The 14,339-nt window shown below is 72.2% G+C and carries 15 protein-coding genes; 7 read left to right on the top strand and 8 right to left on the bottom strand.

The features are described from left to right. Positions 1–34: 34 nt before the first annotated feature. The 3 genes from apaG (at position 35) to mltA (ending at position 3,719) form a co-directional block, all read left to right on the top strand. The gene (apaG, locus tag EV671_RS11745) at positions 35–409 is read left to right on the top strand and encodes a Co2+/Mg2+ efflux protein ApaG (protein WP_132571505.1); all 375 of its coding nucleotides are present in this window, start codon (positions 35–37) and stop codon (positions 407–409) included. Between the two features lie 142 nt (positions 410–551). Then, complete coding sequence (locus EV671_RS11740; protein ID WP_132571504.1) at positions 552–2,519, top strand: site-specific recombinase; 1,968 nt, start codon at positions 552–554, stop codon at positions 2,517–2,519. 171 nt (positions 2,520–2,690) lie between these two features. Beyond that, positions 2,691–3,719, top strand: coding sequence for a murein transglycosylase A (gene mltA / locus EV671_RS11735; protein ID WP_243655692.1), 1,029 nt, complete (start codon positions 2,691–2,693; stop codon positions 3,717–3,719). Between the two features lie 60 nt (positions 3,720–3,779). Here mltA and EV671_RS11730 read toward each other — a convergent pair whose 3' ends face one another. Beyond that, positions 3,780–4,061, bottom strand: a complete 282-nt coding sequence (locus EV671_RS11730) for a DUF427 domain-containing protein (protein WP_132571502.1) — start codon at positions 4,059–4,061, stop codon at positions 3,780–3,782. Positions 4,062–4,071: 10 nt separating this feature from the next. On the opposite strand from EV671_RS11730, the gene EV671_RS11725 reads away from it, so the two are divergent. Further along, positions 4,072–4,338, top strand: a complete 267-nt coding sequence (locus EV671_RS11725; protein ID WP_132571501.1) for a hypothetical protein — start codon at positions 4,072–4,074, stop codon at positions 4,336–4,338. A gap of 122 nt (positions 4,339–4,460) precedes the next feature. Next, complete coding sequence (locus EV671_RS11720) at positions 4,461–4,967, top strand: hypothetical protein (protein WP_132571500.1); 507 nt, start codon at positions 4,461–4,463, stop codon at positions 4,965–4,967. A gap of 95 nt (positions 4,968–5,062) precedes the next feature. Here the strand turns inward: EV671_RS11720 and EV671_RS11715 are convergent, their stop codons facing one another. The 4 genes from EV671_RS11715 to EV671_RS11705 all read right to left on the bottom strand — a co-directional run bounded on the left by EV671_RS11715 (position 5,063) and on the right by EV671_RS11705 (position 9,658). Continuing rightward, complete coding sequence (locus tag EV671_RS11715) at positions 5,063–6,763, bottom strand: NAD(P)/FAD-dependent oxidoreductase (protein WP_132571499.1); 1,701 nt, start codon at positions 6,761–6,763, stop codon at positions 5,063–5,065. Between the two features lie 166 nt (positions 6,764–6,929). Beyond that, on the bottom strand, positions 6,930–7,094 hold the full coding sequence (locus tag EV671_RS26725; protein WP_165917537.1) for a hypothetical protein: 165 nt from the start codon (positions 7,092–7,094) through the stop codon (positions 6,930–6,932). Positions 7,095–7,152: 58 nt separating this feature from the next. Further along, positions 7,153–9,261: a putative bifunctional diguanylate cyclase/phosphodiesterase gene (locus EV671_RS11710; protein WP_165917536.1), complete on the bottom strand. Its 2,109-nt coding sequence runs from the start codon at positions 9,259–9,261 to the stop codon at positions 7,153–7,155. A 28-nt stretch (positions 9,262–9,289) separates the two neighbouring features. Next, positions 9,290–9,658: a methylglyoxal synthase gene (locus tag EV671_RS11705; RefSeq protein WP_132571497.1), complete on the bottom strand. Its 369-nt coding sequence runs from the start codon at positions 9,656–9,658 to the stop codon at positions 9,290–9,292. 197 nt (positions 9,659–9,855) lie between these two features. On the opposite strand from EV671_RS11705, the gene EV671_RS11700 reads away from it, so the two are divergent. Then, positions 9,856–10,659: an isocitrate lyase/PEP mutase family protein gene (locus EV671_RS11700; protein ID WP_132571496.1), complete on the top strand. Its 804-nt coding sequence runs from the start codon at positions 9,856–9,858 to the stop codon at positions 10,657–10,659. Here EV671_RS11700 and EV671_RS11695 read toward each other — a convergent pair. After that, entirely contained in the window at positions 10,650–11,309 is a 660-nt protein-coding gene (locus EV671_RS11695; protein WP_132571495.1) for a hypothetical protein, read from the bottom strand. The two genes, EV671_RS11700 and EV671_RS11695, sit on opposite strands and share 10 nt — an antisense overlap. Continuing rightward, a complete protein-coding gene (locus EV671_RS11690) occupies positions 11,306–12,202 on the bottom strand; it encodes a LysR family transcriptional regulator (RefSeq protein ID WP_132571494.1) in 897 nt (298 codons plus the stop codon). The genes EV671_RS11695 and EV671_RS11690 overlap by 4 nt, the downstream gene beginning before the upstream one ends. Positions 12,203–12,307: 105 nt before the next feature. On the opposite strand from EV671_RS11690, the gene EV671_RS11685 reads away from it, so the two are divergent. After that, positions 12,308–13,408, top strand: a complete 1,101-nt coding sequence (locus EV671_RS11685) for an SLAC1 family transporter (RefSeq protein ID WP_132571493.1) — start codon at positions 12,308–12,310, stop codon at positions 13,406–13,408. 1 nt (position 13,409) lies between these two features. Here the strand turns inward: EV671_RS11685 and EV671_RS11680 are convergent, their stop codons facing one another. Beyond that, entirely contained in the window at positions 13,410–14,312 is a 903-nt protein-coding gene (locus tag EV671_RS11680) for an EamA family transporter (protein ID WP_132571492.1), read from the bottom strand. Positions 14,313–14,339 lie beyond the last annotated feature (27 nt).

The raw sequence follows: 14,339 nt of genomic DNA, 5'->3' as shown, positions 1-14,339 counted from the left end.
GCCCAGCATAGCGTTTGAGCACGACAATCCACCGATGGCGAATCCCCGTTTCAGCTGCAGCGCCGCGGTGCAGGCCCTGCCCGAGCAGACCCACCTCGAGCAAGGTCTGTACGCCTACAGCTACACGATCACGATCGAGAACACCGGCGACGTGCTGGCCCAGCTCATCGGCCGGCACTGGGAGATCACCGACGCGCGCGGCCAGGTGCAGCGCGTCGATGGCCTGGCCGTCGTCGGCCACCAGCCGGTGCTGGCGCCGGGCCAGAGCTTCCAGTACAGCTCCTGGGCCCAGATCGGCACGCCGCAGGGCACGATGCGCGGGCGCTTCCTGTGCGTGACCGAGGGCTGCGAGATCTTCCACGCCGAGGTCGCCGAGTTCCTGCTCGCCGACAGCGCCAGCCTGCATTGAAGCCCCTCGTCCAAGGCATACCTTGGCCGGTCCCCCGAGGGGACGGCGATGCCTGCCGGATTGACCGGCTAGCACATCGCCCAAGGCGGGCCGGGTTGGGAGCGGCCCGGCGCTCGGCCCGCTAAAGCCAAGGACAACAGAATTGATCAACCAGACCTGGGACCTCACCGCGCTGCTGAACGCGGCCGACCCGCAGGCCGTGCTGGCCGAGCGCAATCTGTGGCTGGTGCGCCTGCTCGAATGGCTGCGCCAGGCGCCGCGCGATGAAGGCGCTGGCACGCCGCGGCCGGTCGTGCGCCTCAAGCACCTGCTCAATGTGCTGGAGCGCCACCCCGAGCACGCCCAGCGCTTCGCGGCCGTCATCGCCGGCGTCTGGAACGACGTCGATGCGGTCAGCCTGTTCGCCGAGGTCGGCTTTGCGCCGCGCATGGCGCTGTGGCACGAGTTCCTCGGCCGGCTGCGCCGCCGCCTGCTGCCCGCCACCACCGACACGCGCGACCTCGCGGCGCTGTTCGAACTGCTGTTCGGCGACGAGGCCGACGAGGCCTGGATCGCCGCCATCGACGACGAGCTGCTCGGCCGGCTGAGCCTGCTGTTCGCCGCCGCGCCCGACGACGGCTGGCGCGTCGAAGCGAACGCCGCGGTCACGGTGCTCGTCAGCAGCGTGCATGCGGCCGGCCTGTCCGGGGCGCTGCGCGTGCGCATGGACGAGCAGCTGCTGCAGGACCGCCCCTTCCACCAATTGCCGGCGGCCTGGGAGGCCGTCGAGCGCGCGCTGCAGCCGGGCGCCACCGAGCCGCCCGGGCCGCCGCTGCAATATCTGCGTGCGCTGCTGGACCGCTGCCGCGCCGCCGCGCAGAGCGTGCCCGAGCACCTCGAGGCCCACGGCGTGTCGGTGGACCTGATGTTCTCCGTCGAGCAGCTCACCGCAAGGCTGGACCGCATCGAGGCGCTGCTGGCCTGCCTGGCGTCGAGTGAACCACAGCGCGACCTGCTGCGCCTCGTTGCAGGCCTGGTGCGCGTCGTGCACGAGCGGCGCAGCCTGCGCACGCTGTTCGCGCGCCACTACTCGCTGCTGGCGCGCAAGCTGGCCGAGCGCAGCGCCGAGGCCGGCGAGCACTACATCACCCGCAGCCGCGACGAGTACCGCGACATGCTCGGGCGCGCGGCCGGCGGCGGCGCCGTCATCGCCGGCACCACCTTCGTCAAGTTCTTCATCGCGCTGCTGGGATTCACGGCCTTCTGGGGCGGCTTCTGGGCCGGTCTGAACTACGCGCTCAGCTTCGTCCTCATCCATCTGCTGCACTGGACCGTGGCCACCAAGCAGCCGGCCATGACGGCGCCGGCCATGGCCCACAAGCTGCTGCACATCGAGCGCGACGACGGCCTGCAGGGCTTCGTCGACGAGGTAGCCCACCTCGTGCGCTCGCAGGTGGCGGGCATCCTCGGCAACCTCGCGCTCGCGGCGCCCCTGGTGCTGGCCGTGCAGCTGCTGTGCCGCGCGGCCTTCGGCGCGCCGCCGGTGGGCGAGAAGGAGGCCCACTATGTGCTGCATTCGCTGAGCCTGGCCGGGCCCTCGCTGCTGTTCGCCGCCTTCACCGGCGTGCTGCTGTTCTCGTCCAGCCTGATTGCCGGCTGGGTGGAGAACTGGTTCGTCTTCCACCGCCTGGACAGCGCCATTGCCTGGAACCCGCGCATCATCACCGCCCTCGGCCGCGCGCGGGCGCAGCGCTGGTCGCAGTGGTGGCGGGCCAATATCTCGGGCCTGGCGGCCAACACCAGCCTGGGCTTGATGCTGGGCCTGGTGCCGGCGCTGACCGGCTTCTTCGGCCTGCCGGCCGAGGTGCGCCACGTGACGCTGGCGACCGGCCAGCTGGCCGCGGCCGTGGGCGCCCTCGGTTTCGGCGTGATGACGACCTGGGCCTTCTGGTCCTGCGTGATCTGCATCGCCGGCATCGGCGTGCTCAATGTCGGCGTCAGCTTCTTCTGCGCCTTCAAGGTGGCGCTGCGCTCGCGCGGCGTCAGGCTGGCGGACCGGCGGCGCGTCTACGCGGCCATCCGCACGCGGCTGTGGCAGGAGCCGCTGAGCTTCCTGATCCCGCCGCGCTAATCCTCTCGGCGTTCGCCGCGCTTGCGGCCCGAGAACATGGTCCACCAGACGATGAACACAAAGATCAGCAGCGCGCCGAGGGCTTCGAGGGCAAGGAGCAGCATGGGATGGTGGGCGCGTGGAGTTCTGGCCCTGATTCTAGGAAGCCTGGCGGCCTGTTCGGCGCCGCCGTTGCAGCCGCCCGGTCAGCCCGTCGCGCAGCAGTCGGGTCCGCGCTGGGCCGCTGTCGACTGGAAGGAGCTGCCTGGCTGGGGCAGCGACGACCTGCTCACCGCCTGGCCGGCGCTGCTGGCCAGCTGCCTGCGCCCAGCGCCAGGCTGGGCCGAGTTCTGCGCCCGCGCCGCGCTGCAGGCGCCGGCCGACGCGATGGAGGCCACGCTCTTCCTGATGAAGCATCTGCGCCCCTGGCGGCTGGCCGCCGACGGCGGCGAGACGACCGGCCTGCTGACCGGCTATTTCGAGCCCCAGGTGGCCGCCAGCCGCAGCCGCCAGGGCGCCTTCCAGTGGCCCTTGCTGGCGCTGCCCGCCGACCCGGCCCTGCGCCGCACGCCGCGCCGCGACATGGAAGCCGACCCGCGCTTCGCCGCGCTGGCCCTGGCCTATCTGGACGACCCCTTCGCACTGCTGCAGCTGCAGGTGCAGGGCTCGGGCCGCCTCGTCATGCACGATGCGGACGGCGGCGAGCGCATCAGCCGCGTCGCCTTCGCCGGCCACAACGACCAGCCCTTCCGATCCGCCGTGCGGCCCCTGCTCGACCGCGGCGAGATCCGCGACGCGACGCCGCCCAGCCTGAGCGACTGGGCGCGCCGCAACCCTGCCAGGGTGCGTGAGGCGCTGGCCGTGAACCCGCGCGTCGTCTACTTCCGCGAGGAGGCGCTGGCTGACGGGAGCCAAGGCCCGCGCGGCGCCCAGGGCGTGCCCTTGATGCCGGGGCGCTCAGTCGCGGTGGACAAGGCCTTCATCGGCCTGGGGACGCCGCTGTGGCTGGAAAGCACCGAGCCCTGGTCGCCGGGCGCAACGCCCTCGCCGTTGCGCCGCCTCGTGCTGGCCCAGGACACCGGCGGCGCCATCCAGGGCGCCGTGCGCGCCGACCTGTTCTGGGGCTGGGGCGACGAGGCGGCCCAGCGCGCCAGCCGCACCAGGCAGCCGCTGCGGTTGTGGGCGCTGCTGCCGCTCGAGGGGCGCCCGGCCGCTCCGTAGCCCTCGAACCCCCTCGGGGGGCGGGCGAGGCATCGCCTCGACCTGGGGGCCTCAGGTTCGTCACTCCGTGACCTTGACCCCCTTCCAGAACGCGTAGCGGCCCTTGATCTCGGCCGCCGCGGGCAGCGGGTCGGGGTAGTACCAGACCGCGTCGGTATTCATCTCGCCGTTGATCAGCAGGCTCAGGTACTTGGCCTCGCCCTTCCAGGGGCAGCGGCTGACGTGGTTGCTGAAGCTCGTGTACTGCTTGTTCAGCGACTCGGCCGGGAAGTAATGGTTACCTTCGACGACCACCGTGTCGTCGCTCTCGGCGAGGGTCACGCCGTTCCAGACTGCTTTCATTGCAGGCTCCATGAAAATCGCACCGATGCGACGCTACCACTCCCACCTCGGCCGCGACATCGTCGTCACCGGCGGCAGCGCCCGGGACCTCCAGCCCGGGCAATTCGGCGTGCTCGCCATCGACGGCGGCGCAGGCGGCTGGTCCGTCGTGCACAAGGGGCCGGACGGCGACGTCGTCGACCTCAACAACGAGATGCATTTCGAGACGCCGGAGGAGGCGCTGGCGTTTGCCAAGGAACTGATCGGGATGCTGGCCTCTGGCGCGGAGGGACCTTGAAGCGCCGGACTGCGCTGCGGCAGGCCAGCTTGGCAGCGGGGGACAGGCGGGATCCCCTAGTCAACGATTGCCGCCGGGCGACTTCTGTCTAGCATGCCGGAGCCTCATTTCAGGAGACGGCCATGGGTTACGACCGCCAGTACACGCGCGAGGAGATTCACCAGATGCTCTACCTCAGCGAGCGCCGCTTGCGGCCCAGCAGCCCGGCGGCCAAGGCGCATGAGGGCCACGCCATCAGCCGCCACACGGAGCAGCGTGACAACCCCTTCGACCGCCGAGCCATCAAGCAGGACTCCACCTTCTGCGGCCGCAAGGATCTGGTGCTGGCCGTCGAAGAGGCCCTGCACGACGTCAAGGGTCAGCAGGAACTGGCCACGCTGAACAGGCTGGGCGTGGACAGCTGTGCCATCACCGTCCAGCTAAGCGCCGCCCTCGGCAAGATCACGGCCAATGTTGTGCAGAGCCCCATGGCCAAGATCGGCAAGAAGCAGCTGCCGGCCTCAGGGCCGCAGAACTACCTGCAGAAGGTGCTGGTCAGCTCGGTCTTCGTGCTGGTGGACAAGCTTGGGTCGGCGGAGTCCTGGGCGCCGCTGCACATCCAGACGGCGTATCCCAAGGATCTGGCGTGAGCACATGCCGTCGGATCGCAATGGTGTCGCTGGCTGCTAGAAGATTGGACGGGCAAGCTTAGTGGGGTGGGCTTGGCGGGTCCGGAGAATCCGCCCTACACCTGCCCGCCCGCCTTCGCCCCCTTGCCCTGCAGCACCGCCGCATCCGGCATGCCGAGCAGATCCGCCGCCAGCGCCTCGGCGACCTCGATGCCATCGACGCCGGCCGACATGATCCCGCCCGCGTAACCGGCACCCTCGCCGGCCGGGAACAGGCCGCGCACATTGACGCTCTGGTAATCGCGCCCGCGGTTGATGCGCAATGGCGATGAAGTGCGCGTCTCCACGCCGGTCAGCACCGCGTCCGGGCGATCGAAGCCGCGGATCTGGCGGGCGAAGGCGGGCAGCGCCTCGCGGATCGCGTCCAGGCAGTAGCGGGGCAGGGAGCCGCGGTCCTTCTGCTGCAGATTGGTCAGCGTGACGCCGGGCTTGTAGCTGGGCTGCACGTCGCCGAATTCCTGGCTGACCTGGCGCTTGATGAAGTCTCCCACCAGCGAGCCCGGCGCGAGATAGCCGCCGCCGCCGAGTTCGTAGGCGCGGCTTTCCCAGATGCGCTGGAAGGCCATGCCGTCCAGCGGGTTCACCGGGCTGCCGTCGCGACGGCCGTCCTGGCGGTAGTCCTCGGGCGTCAGGCCCACGACGATGCCGGCGTTGGCGTTGCGTTCGTTGCGCGAATACTGGCTCATGCCGTTGGTGACGACGCGCTCGGGTTCGCTGGTGGCCGCGACGACGGTGCCGCCGGGGCACATGCAGAAGCTGTAGACCGAGCGGCCATTCTTCGCGTGGTGCACCAGCTTATAGTCGGCGGCGCCGAGGATGGGGTTGCCGGCGTTGGCGCCGAAGCGGGCCGCGTCGACGAGGCTCTGCGGGTGCTCGATGCGGTAGCCGATCGAAAAGGGCTTGGCCTCCATCTGCACGCCGCGCGCATGCAGCATCTGGAAGGTGTCGCGGGCGCTGTGGCCCAGCGCGATGACGACATGGCTGGTGCTGATCTGCTCGCCCGACTCCAGCTGCACGCCGCGCACCGCGCCGTCCTCGATCAGCAGGTCCGTCATCTTCTGCTGGAAACGGATCTCGCCGCCCAGCGCCTCGATGTCGGCGCGCATCTTGATGATCATGCTGACCAGGCGGAAGGTGCCGATGTGGGGCTTGCTGACGAACAGGATCTCCTCCGGCGCGCCTGCCTTGACGAACTCGGTCAGCACCTTGCGCGTGAGGTGGCGCGGGTCGGAGATCTGGCTGTAGAGCTTGCCGTCGGAGAAGGTGCCGGCGCCGCCTTCGCCGAACTGCACATTGCTCTCGGGGTTGAGCCTGTGCTCGCGCCACAGGCCCCAGGTGTCCTGGGTGCGCTCGCGCACCGACTTGCCGCGCTCCAGCACGATGGGGCGCAGGCCCATTTGCGCCAGGATGAGTGCGGCGAACAGGCCGCAGGGCCCGAAGCCGACGACGACGGGGCGTGGGCCGCCGTAGTCGCCCACCTGGGCCAGGAAGTGGTAGCCGGTGTCGGGCGTGGGGCGGATCTGGTGGTCGCCGGCGAAGCGGGCGAGGACGGCGACTTCGTCGAGGCCATCGGCCAGCGTGCAGTCCAGCGTGTAGACGAGCTGGATGTCGCTCTTCTTGCGCGCGTCGTAGCCGCGGCGGAAGACGTGGATGCCGGCCAGTTCGGTGTCGGCCAGCTTGAGGCGCGCCAGCACGGCGGGGCGCAGCGCGTCCTCGGCGTGGTTCAGCGGCAGGCGGAGTTCGGTGATGCGGATCATGGTCAGCGGTGCCCGGCCGCCCGAAACCGCTGACGCGCCCCCTTGGGGGGAGTGAGCGAATGCGAACGTGGGGGCATCTTGTTGGGTCAGGACTTAGCCGACAACAAAAACAAACAGGCCCCGCGGGGCCTGTGTGCTGAGGATCTTCAGGCGCCTGGCCCGATGATCAACCCGAATGCGGGCGCTTGCCCGGGTTCTTCTTCGAGCGGGTGTGCGAGCCGCGCTCCAGGCTGCGCTTCTGGCCCTTGCCGGCCGTGAAGGTGACGCCCTTGGGGGCGGTGGGGCGGGGGGTGGCGCGGGCGGCCGCTTCGGTGATGATCTTGTTGCCCATGTTGGCTCCAGTAGAAACTTAGCCCGCAGCAGGGGCAAAACGACGGAAAGCCGTGATTTTAGCCTGTGGCGGCGTGCCAGGCCTCGAAGTCCGGCAGGTCCATGGGCCGGGCCAGCAGATAGCCCTGGATCTGGTCGCAGCCGCAGGCCTCGATGACGGCCTGCTCGGCCGCATTCTCGACGCCCTCGGCCGTCACCGTCAGGCCCAGGCCCTGGCCCAGGCCGACGATGGATTTCAGCAGGGCCTGGCGGCGCGGGTCGGCATCGACGTCCTGCACGAAGCTGCGGTCGATCTTCAGCTCGTCCACCGGCAGATGCTGCAGATAGGCCAGCGAGGACTGGCCGGTGCCGAAGTCGTCGATGGCCAGGCGCACGCCCCAGCTCTTGAGCGCGTGCAGCACGGCGATGGGATCGGCGCCGCCGGCCATCAGGCCGGTCTCGGTGACCTCCAGCTGCAGCCGGCCGGGGTCGACGCGGTATTCGGCCAGCAGGCTGGCCAGGCGGGCGGGCAGGCTGCGGTCCTGGATGTCGAGCGTCGAGATGTTGACGGCGATGGTCAGCGGCGCCCGGCCGGCGGCCTCCCAGGCGGCCAGCGTGCGCACGGCGCGGGCCAGCATCCAGTCGGTGATCTGGCGGATGCGCCCGCTGCGCTCGGCGAAGGGGATGAAGTCGCCCGGCGGCAGCCAGCCGCGCTGCGGATGCTGCCAGCGCACCAGCGCCTCGGCGCCGACGATGCGGCCGGTCCCGATGTCGCGCTTGGGCTGCAGGAACTGGCGCAGCTGGTCGTGCTGGATGGCGGTGGCCAGGTCGGACAGCAGGCTCAGGTGCAGCGCGCGCGCGGCCTCGGCGCCGGGGTTGTAGACGGCCACTGCCTGGTGCAGGCGCTTGGCCTCGAACATGGCCTGCTCGGCGCGGCGCAGCAGGGTCTCGGTGTCGGCCGCATGTTCGGGCCAGTGGGCCACGCCCAGCGACACCGACAGGTCCAGCGACTGGCCCTGCCAGCTGAGCTTGTGCTCGACTTCCTCGCGCAGCTGGTTGGCCAGCACGACGCCGTGCTCCAGGCGCAGCACCGGGGCCAGCGCCGCGAAGGTGCCGCCGGCCAGGCGGCCGTAGGCGGCCACGCCCTCGAACAGCACCTGCAGCTTGGCCGCGGCGCCCCGCAGCAGCGCATCGCCGGCGTCGAAGCCCAGCACGCCGTTGACGGCCTTGAGCCGGTCCACGTCGATGCAGATCAGCACGGCCAGCTGCTCGCGCTCGGGCAGGTTGGCCAGCAGCCGGTCGCCGTCGGCGATGAAGCGGGCGCGCTGCGGCAGGCCGGTCAGCAGGTCGACGTCGGCCAGGCGGCGCAGTTCGGCCTCGCGCTCGCCCACGGCCGCGGCCATCGTGTTCATCGCGCCGGCCATATGGCCCACCTCGTCGGCCGAGTCGACCGTGATGCGGTGGCCGTACTGGCCCCGGGCGATCAGCTCGGCGCCGTCCTCGGCGCGCTTGAGCGGGTTGACGATGGAGCGCGTGACGCCCACGGCCAGCAGCGCACCGGCGGCGAGGCCGCCCAGGCACAGCGCGAGCACGCCGGTGCGGTCGGCGTCGATCTGGTCGCGCAGCTCGCGGGCCTGGGCCATGCCGGCGCGCTCCTCGCTGGCGGCGAGCTGGTGGACGGCGCCCACGAACAGGCTCAGCGCCGCTTCGGTGTCGCCACCGAGCTGGGCGCGCGCGGCCTGGAAGTCGTCGCTCTCGATCAGGTCGCGCACGCCGACATAGCTGGCGCGGTAGTCCGTCAGCCGCTGCCTGACCTCGTCCAGGCGTTCGCGGCGCGGGCCCGGCGGCAGCACCAGGGCCAGGCGCTGCATCGCGTCGTCGAGCCGGCTGTTGGCCGAGGCGATCTCGGGGTAGGCCGCCACGCGCAGCTCGGCGTCGGGGCTCATCAGCGCGAGCAGCTTGCGCGCGACCGCCTCGGCGTTGCGGCTGATCTCGTTGACCGAGTCGCGGATGACGGCCTGCTCGTCGACGATGCGGTTCAGCGCCTCGGACAGGCCGCTGAGCCGGTGGACCGACTGGGCCGCGAGTGCCAGCAGCAGCAGCAGCAGCACGGCGAAGGCCAGGCCCAGCCGGGTGCGGATGCGCAGCCGCCGCGTCAGGCCGCGGGTGGGCGCCTGCGGCGCGTTCATGCGTCGCAGGACCGCCGTGGCGCCTGCGTCAAGCGCCGCTCCAGCGCGCCAGCAGCAGCCGCGCGGTGGCGACGTTGGTGGCGCAGGGTACGTCGTGCACGTCGCAGGCGCGCACCAGGGCATTGATGTCGGGCTCGTGGGGCTGGGGCGTCATCGGGTCGCGCAGGAAGATGACGCCGTCCAGGTCGCCCGCGGCCAGGCGTGCGCCGATCTGCAGGTCGCCGCCCATCGGGCCGCTGAGCATGCGCTCGATGACGAGGCCATGGGCCGCGGCCAGCCGCGTGCCGGTCGTGCCGGTGGCCATCAGCGTGCAGCGGCGCAGCAGCGGCAGGTAGTCGCCGGCCAGGGCGATCATGGCGTCCTTCTTGCCGTCGTGGGCGATCAGCGCGAGTTTCATGAGAGATTGCGGGGCTGCAAAGGATCGACGTTACACGCAAGACCGGGCCCGGAATGGGCAAGACTTGGCACATTGGCGCACCGCCTCACGGCTGTTACGCGGATGTACCCGCCGCGGCGCCCGGTGCCCATGCTGCCAGGAGCTGGCAGCGGCCTCGCGCAGCATCACGAACTTACTCCCCAAACCTGCGGACCGCCATGAACTTTCGCCAACTCCACCTGGGCCCCGGCCTGCTGAAGATCGCCAACGTCTGGGACGCCGGCAGCGCCGTCCTCGTGCAGGGCCTGGGCGTGCCGGCGCTGGCGACGACCAGTGCCGGCCTGGCCTGGGCCCTGGGCTATGCCGACGGCAACCAGATGCCCATCGACGAGCACGCGGCGGCCATCCGCCGCATCGCCCGCGTCGCGCGGGTGCCGCTCAGCGCCGACAGCGAGGCCGGCTACAGCGACGACCCGGCGGTGGTGGCCGACAACATCCTGCGCCTGGCCGAGGCGGGCGCCGCCGGCATCAACCTGGAGGACGGCAGCGGCGCGCCCGTGCTGCTGTGCCGCAAGATCGAGGCCATCAAGGCCGCGGCGGCGCGTGCCGGCGTCGACGTCTTCGTCAATGCGCGCTGCGACGTCTGGCTCAAGCGCCTGGCAGCCGGCCGCGAGGCCGAAGAGACGCTCCAGCGCGCCCGCCAGTACGCCGCGGCCGGTGCCGACGGTCTGTTCGCGGCCGGCGTGACGGCGGTGGCCGACATCCAGGCCCTGGTGGCCGGCCAGCCCCTGCCGCTGAACGTGATGGCCAGGCCGGCCCTGCCCGGCCTGGCCGAGCTGCAGCGCCTGGGCGTGCGCCGCATCAGCGCCGGCAGCGCCATCGCCGAGGCAGCCTGGGGGCGTGCGCAGCGGGCGGCGGCCGGCTTCCTGGCCGAGGGGGCCTGCGATGCGCTGTTCGACGGCGCCGCGCCCTATCCGGAAATCAACGGCGCGCTGAACGCCGCCAACGCCCCTCAGGGCTGAACGCTGACGCGCAGCTGCAGCTCGCGCTCCGGGTGGCCGGCGGCGTCGGCGCTGCTCAGCGTGCCGCGCGGCGCCGGGGCCATGCCGCCGCCGCTGCGGGCGACGGTCTGCCAGCGCTCCATCGGCAGATCCAGCGTGGACTGGAAGGCGCTGTCGCCGTCGTCGATGTCGAACTCGATACGCACCGGTGCGCGCCCGCCCGGCCAGGTCGGCGTGACGACGAAGCTCTGCGTGCGGCGGCGCTCGCCCTGGCGCGGGCTGGCGTAGATGCGGCGTGGCGCGCTGGCGGGGCCGGCGGCGCTGGCCGCGGGGTCGATCTCGACGACAGCGTCCACCCACTGCAGCGGTTCGCGCGTCGTCAGCCGCAAGCCGGCGCGGTGGCCGTTCAGCACCAGCAGGCGCTGGGCGGGCTGGGGCGCGGCGGCGGCCGTGGACGTGACCACGCCCGGCCCGCGCGGCGACACCGAGCCGGCCGTGCCGATGACGACGGCGCCGTCGCGCACGCCGGCCTGGGCGGCGGGCGGCAGCTGGCTGTCCACCCAGCGCAGCTCGACGAGGAGCTGCACGGCCGGCGGCGCGGCCACGGCGGGGCGGAAGGGCGCAAGGGGCGCGAGCAGCGCGGCGGCGAGCAGCAGGCGGCGGGGCGTCATGCCTCCAGCATAGGCCCGGCCGGCGCCGCCAGCGCGCGAAAGGCCTGGGCGCTCGGGCTCAGGCCCTGGCCGCGGCGCCAGATCATCGCCAGCTCGCGCCGGATCTGCAGCCCCGGCAGGGGCAGCTCGACGAGCAGGCCGGCGGCGAGCTCGTCGGCCACCGAGCGGCGCGACACCCAGGACACGGCGCCGCCCAGGCGCAGCAGCTGCTTGATCGCCTCGGGGCTGCCCAGGGTCAGCCGCGGCCGCAGCACCAGGCCGCGGGCCGCATAGGCCTGCTCGACGACGCTGCGCGTGCCCGAGCCGGGCTCGCGCATCACCAGCTCGGCGGCGTCCAGCGCGGCGGCATCCAGCGGGCCGCGCCCGGCCAGCGCGTGGCCGGTGGCGGCGACCGCGACGACCTCGTCCTCGCCCAGGGCCAGGCGCTCGAAGGCGGCGGCGTCCGTCGGCCCCTCGACGAGGCCGAGCTGGGCCTCGAAGGCCAGCAGCCGCGCCTGCACCTGCTCGGTGTTGGAGACCGACAGGCTGAGCTCGACGCCGGGATGGCGCTGCCGGTAGGCCGCGACGATGGGCGGCAGCAGATAGGCGCCGGTGGTGCGGCTGGCGGCCACCGCGAGCCGGCCGCGCACCAGGCCGCCGAGTTCGGTCAGCGCGGTCTCGGCCGCGTCGGCGAGCCGGAAGATCTGGCTGGCATAGCCGGCCAGCAGCCGGCCGGCCTCGGTGGGCTGCATGCCGCGTGGCAGGCGGTCGAACAGCACCAGGCCCAGGCGCTCCTCGAGCTGGCGGATCTCGCGCGTCAACGCCGGCTGGCTGACATGCAGGCGCTCGGCCGCGGCCGTCACGCTGCCGGTCTCGACGACGGCCTGGAAAGCGGCCAGATGCGTGAAATTCATGGCCTGTAGATGCCTTGTTGATATGGATTCGATCTTAAATATGTATTTTTCTTATCCGATGCAGGTTTCTAGAGTGGCGCCATCCCGTTTGCCGAGAGCCCCGCGATGTCCTCCGTCCTGCCCGCTCCCTCGCCCGCACGCCTGCTGCACGGCGCGGTGAGCCACTTCACGCCCAACTGGTTCGCCGTGACCATGGGCACCGGCGCGCTGGCCCTGGTGCTGGCGGCCCAGCCCTGGGGCGGCGCGGCCCGGCTCGCGCTGGCCGAGACGCTATGGCGGGCCGACGCTGTCGCCTTCGCGCTCTGCCTGGCGCTGCTGCTGGCCCGGCTGACGCTGTTCCCCCAGGCGCTGGCCGAGCTGCTGAGGCACCCGCTGCAGTCGCTGTTCTTCGGCGCGCTGCCGATGGGCGCGGTGCCGCTGATCAATGGCCTGGTGCTGTTCGCCGGCCCGCGCACACCGGCCGCCTACACGCTGGCCGAGGCGCTGTGGTGGCTGGACGCGGCCTTGTCGCTGCTGGTGGCCGTGGGCGTGCCCTACTGGGTCTTCACCAGCCAGGAGCACCGGCTGGAGCGGCTGACGGCGGCCCTGCTGCTGCCCATCGTCGCTCCCGAGGTGGCGGCGTCGAGCGCGGCCGTCATCGCGCCGCATCTGGCGCCGGCCGCGGCCCAGCGTCTCGTCGACGCCGGCTATGTGCTGTGGGGCGTGTCGGTGCCGCTGGCCTTCTCGGTGCTGACCGTCGTGCTGGTGCGGTTGATCCTGCACAAGCTGCCGGGGCGCGAGCTGGGCGTGACGAGCTGGCTGACGCTCGGCCCCATCGGCACCGGCGCGCTGGGCCTGATCACGCTTGGCGAAGCCGGCGTGCCGGCCTTCGCGGGCACGCCGCTGGCAGGGGTGATGGCGGCGGCACGCGACCTCGGCGTGCTCGGCGCGCTGCTGCTCTGGGGCGTGGGCCTGTGGTGGCTGGCCTGCGCGCTGCTGTTCACGGCCCACTACCTGCGCGACGGCCTGCTGCCCTTCAACCTGGGCTGGTGGGGCTTCACCTTCCCGCTCGGCGTCTATGTGCTGGCCACGCTGGCGCTGGCGCGCACGACGGGCTCGCCGCTGCTGGCCGGCCTGGGCCAGGCGCTGGCGCTGCTGCTGGCGGGGCTGTGGCTGCTGGTGGCCGGCCGCACGCTGGCCGAACTGGCGCGGCTGGCCCGCCGCTGACTCAGCGGCCGCTGCCCTGCGCGGCCCGGGCGGCCAGCAGGCGCGGCCCGAGCAGGTTGATCGCCAGGCCGGCCAGCACCAGGGCCGCGGCGACCAGCTTCCAGGCCGGCAGCGGCTCGCCCAGCAGCAGCGCCGCCGAGCCCATGCCGAACACCGGCACCAGCAGGGCCATGGGCACGATGCGCCCGGCCGGGTGGCGGGCCAGCAGCCAGCTCCAGGCGCCGTAGCCGAACAGCGAGTTGGCCACCGACTGCCATAGCACCGCGGCCCAGGTGCCCAGGTCGGCCGCGGCCAGGCCGGCGGCCATCGGCCCGGGGCCGTCGAGCAGCAGGGCCAGCACCAGCAGCGGCGGCACCGCGAAGGCGCTGCTCCAGACGACATAGGCCAGCATGTCGATGCGGCCGGCGCGCTGGGTCAGCAGGTTGGCGCAGGCCCAGCAGAAGGCGGCGGCCAGCACCATGCCGACGCCCAGCGCCGTCGTCGTGCCGTCGACATGGGCGGCGATGACGGCGATGCCGCCGGCCGCCAGCGCGAGGCCCAGCCACTGGGTGCGCAGCACGCGCTCCTTGCGGATGCGCACGGCCAGCAACAGCGTGAAGAAGACCTGGGTCTGCACGACCAGCGAGGCCAGGCCGGGCGAGATCTGGCTGCGCATCGACAGGTAGAGCAGGCCGAACTGGCCGACGCCGATGAGCACGCCATAGCCGGCCAGGTTGCGCCAGTCCACCTGCGGGCGGCGCAGGAAGAAGCAGGCCGGCACCAGCGCGAAGCTGAAGCGCAGCACGGCCAGCGTCATCGGCGGCAGCGTGTGCAGCGCGTACTTGATGACGACGAAGTTGCTGCCCCAGATCGCGACGACGGCGAGGGCGAGCAGGAAGTGGCGCGGCGGCAGCGTGGTGGCCATGCGGGGCAGGCGAGGGCGGGGCGCCCG

It is taken from the genome of Roseateles saccharophilus (assembly GCF_004342485.1).
Lineage (GTDB): Bacteria > Pseudomonadota > Gammaproteobacteria > Burkholderiales > Burkholderiaceae_C > Pelomonas > Pelomonas saccharophila.
This window is presented reverse-complemented; position numbering and strand designations above follow the sequence as displayed.

What these genes read in the sequence shown, in the direction of transcription:
- EV671_RS11730 (WP_132571502.1), bottom strand. Translation starts at nt 4,061, where the DNA reads ATGAAAGCAGTCTGGAACGGCGTGACCCTCGCCGAGAGCGACGACACG.
- EV671_RS11695 (WP_132571495.1), bottom strand. Translation starts at nt 11,309, where the DNA reads ATGACGCCCCGCCGCCTGCTGCTCGCCGCCGCGCTGCTCGCGCCCCTT.
- EV671_RS11720 (WP_132571500.1), top strand. Translation starts at nt 4,461, where the DNA reads ATGGGTTACGACCGCCAGTACACGCGCGAGGAGATTCACCAGATGCTC.
- EV671_RS11710 (WP_165917536.1), bottom strand. Translation starts at nt 9,261, where the DNA reads ATGAACGCGCCGCAGGCGCCCACCCGCGGCCTGACGCGGCGGCTGCGC.
- EV671_RS11725 (WP_132571501.1), top strand. Translation starts at nt 4,072, where the DNA reads ATGAAAATCGCACCGATGCGACGCTACCACTCCCACCTCGGCCGCGAC.
- EV671_RS11700 (WP_132571496.1), top strand. Translation starts at nt 9,856, where the DNA reads ATGAACTTTCGCCAACTCCACCTGGGCCCCGGCCTGCTGAAGATCGCC.
- EV671_RS26725 (WP_165917537.1), bottom strand. Translation starts at nt 7,094, where the DNA reads ATGGGCAACAAGATCATCACCGAAGCGGCCGCCCGCGCCACCCCCCGC.
- EV671_RS11680 (WP_132571492.1), bottom strand. Translation starts at nt 14,312, where the DNA reads ATGGCCACCACGCTGCCGCCGCGCCACTTCCTGCTCGCCCTCGCCGTC.
- EV671_RS11705 (WP_132571497.1), bottom strand. Translation starts at nt 9,658, where the DNA reads ATGAAACTCGCGCTGATCGCCCACGACGGCAAGAAGGACGCCATGATC.
- EV671_RS11685 (WP_132571493.1), top strand. Translation starts at nt 12,308, where the DNA reads ATGTCCTCCGTCCTGCCCGCTCCCTCGCCCGCACGCCTGCTGCACGGC.
- EV671_RS11690 (WP_132571494.1), bottom strand. Translation starts at nt 12,202, where the DNA reads ATGAATTTCACGCATCTGGCCGCTTTCCAGGCCGTCGTCGAGACCGGC.
- EV671_RS11715 (WP_132571499.1), bottom strand. Translation starts at nt 6,763, where the DNA reads ATGATCCGCATCACCGAACTCCGCCTGCCGCTGAACCACGCCGAGGAC.
- apaG (WP_132571505.1), top strand. Translation starts at nt 35, where the DNA reads ATGGCGAATCCCCGTTTCAGCTGCAGCGCCGCGGTGCAGGCCCTGCCC.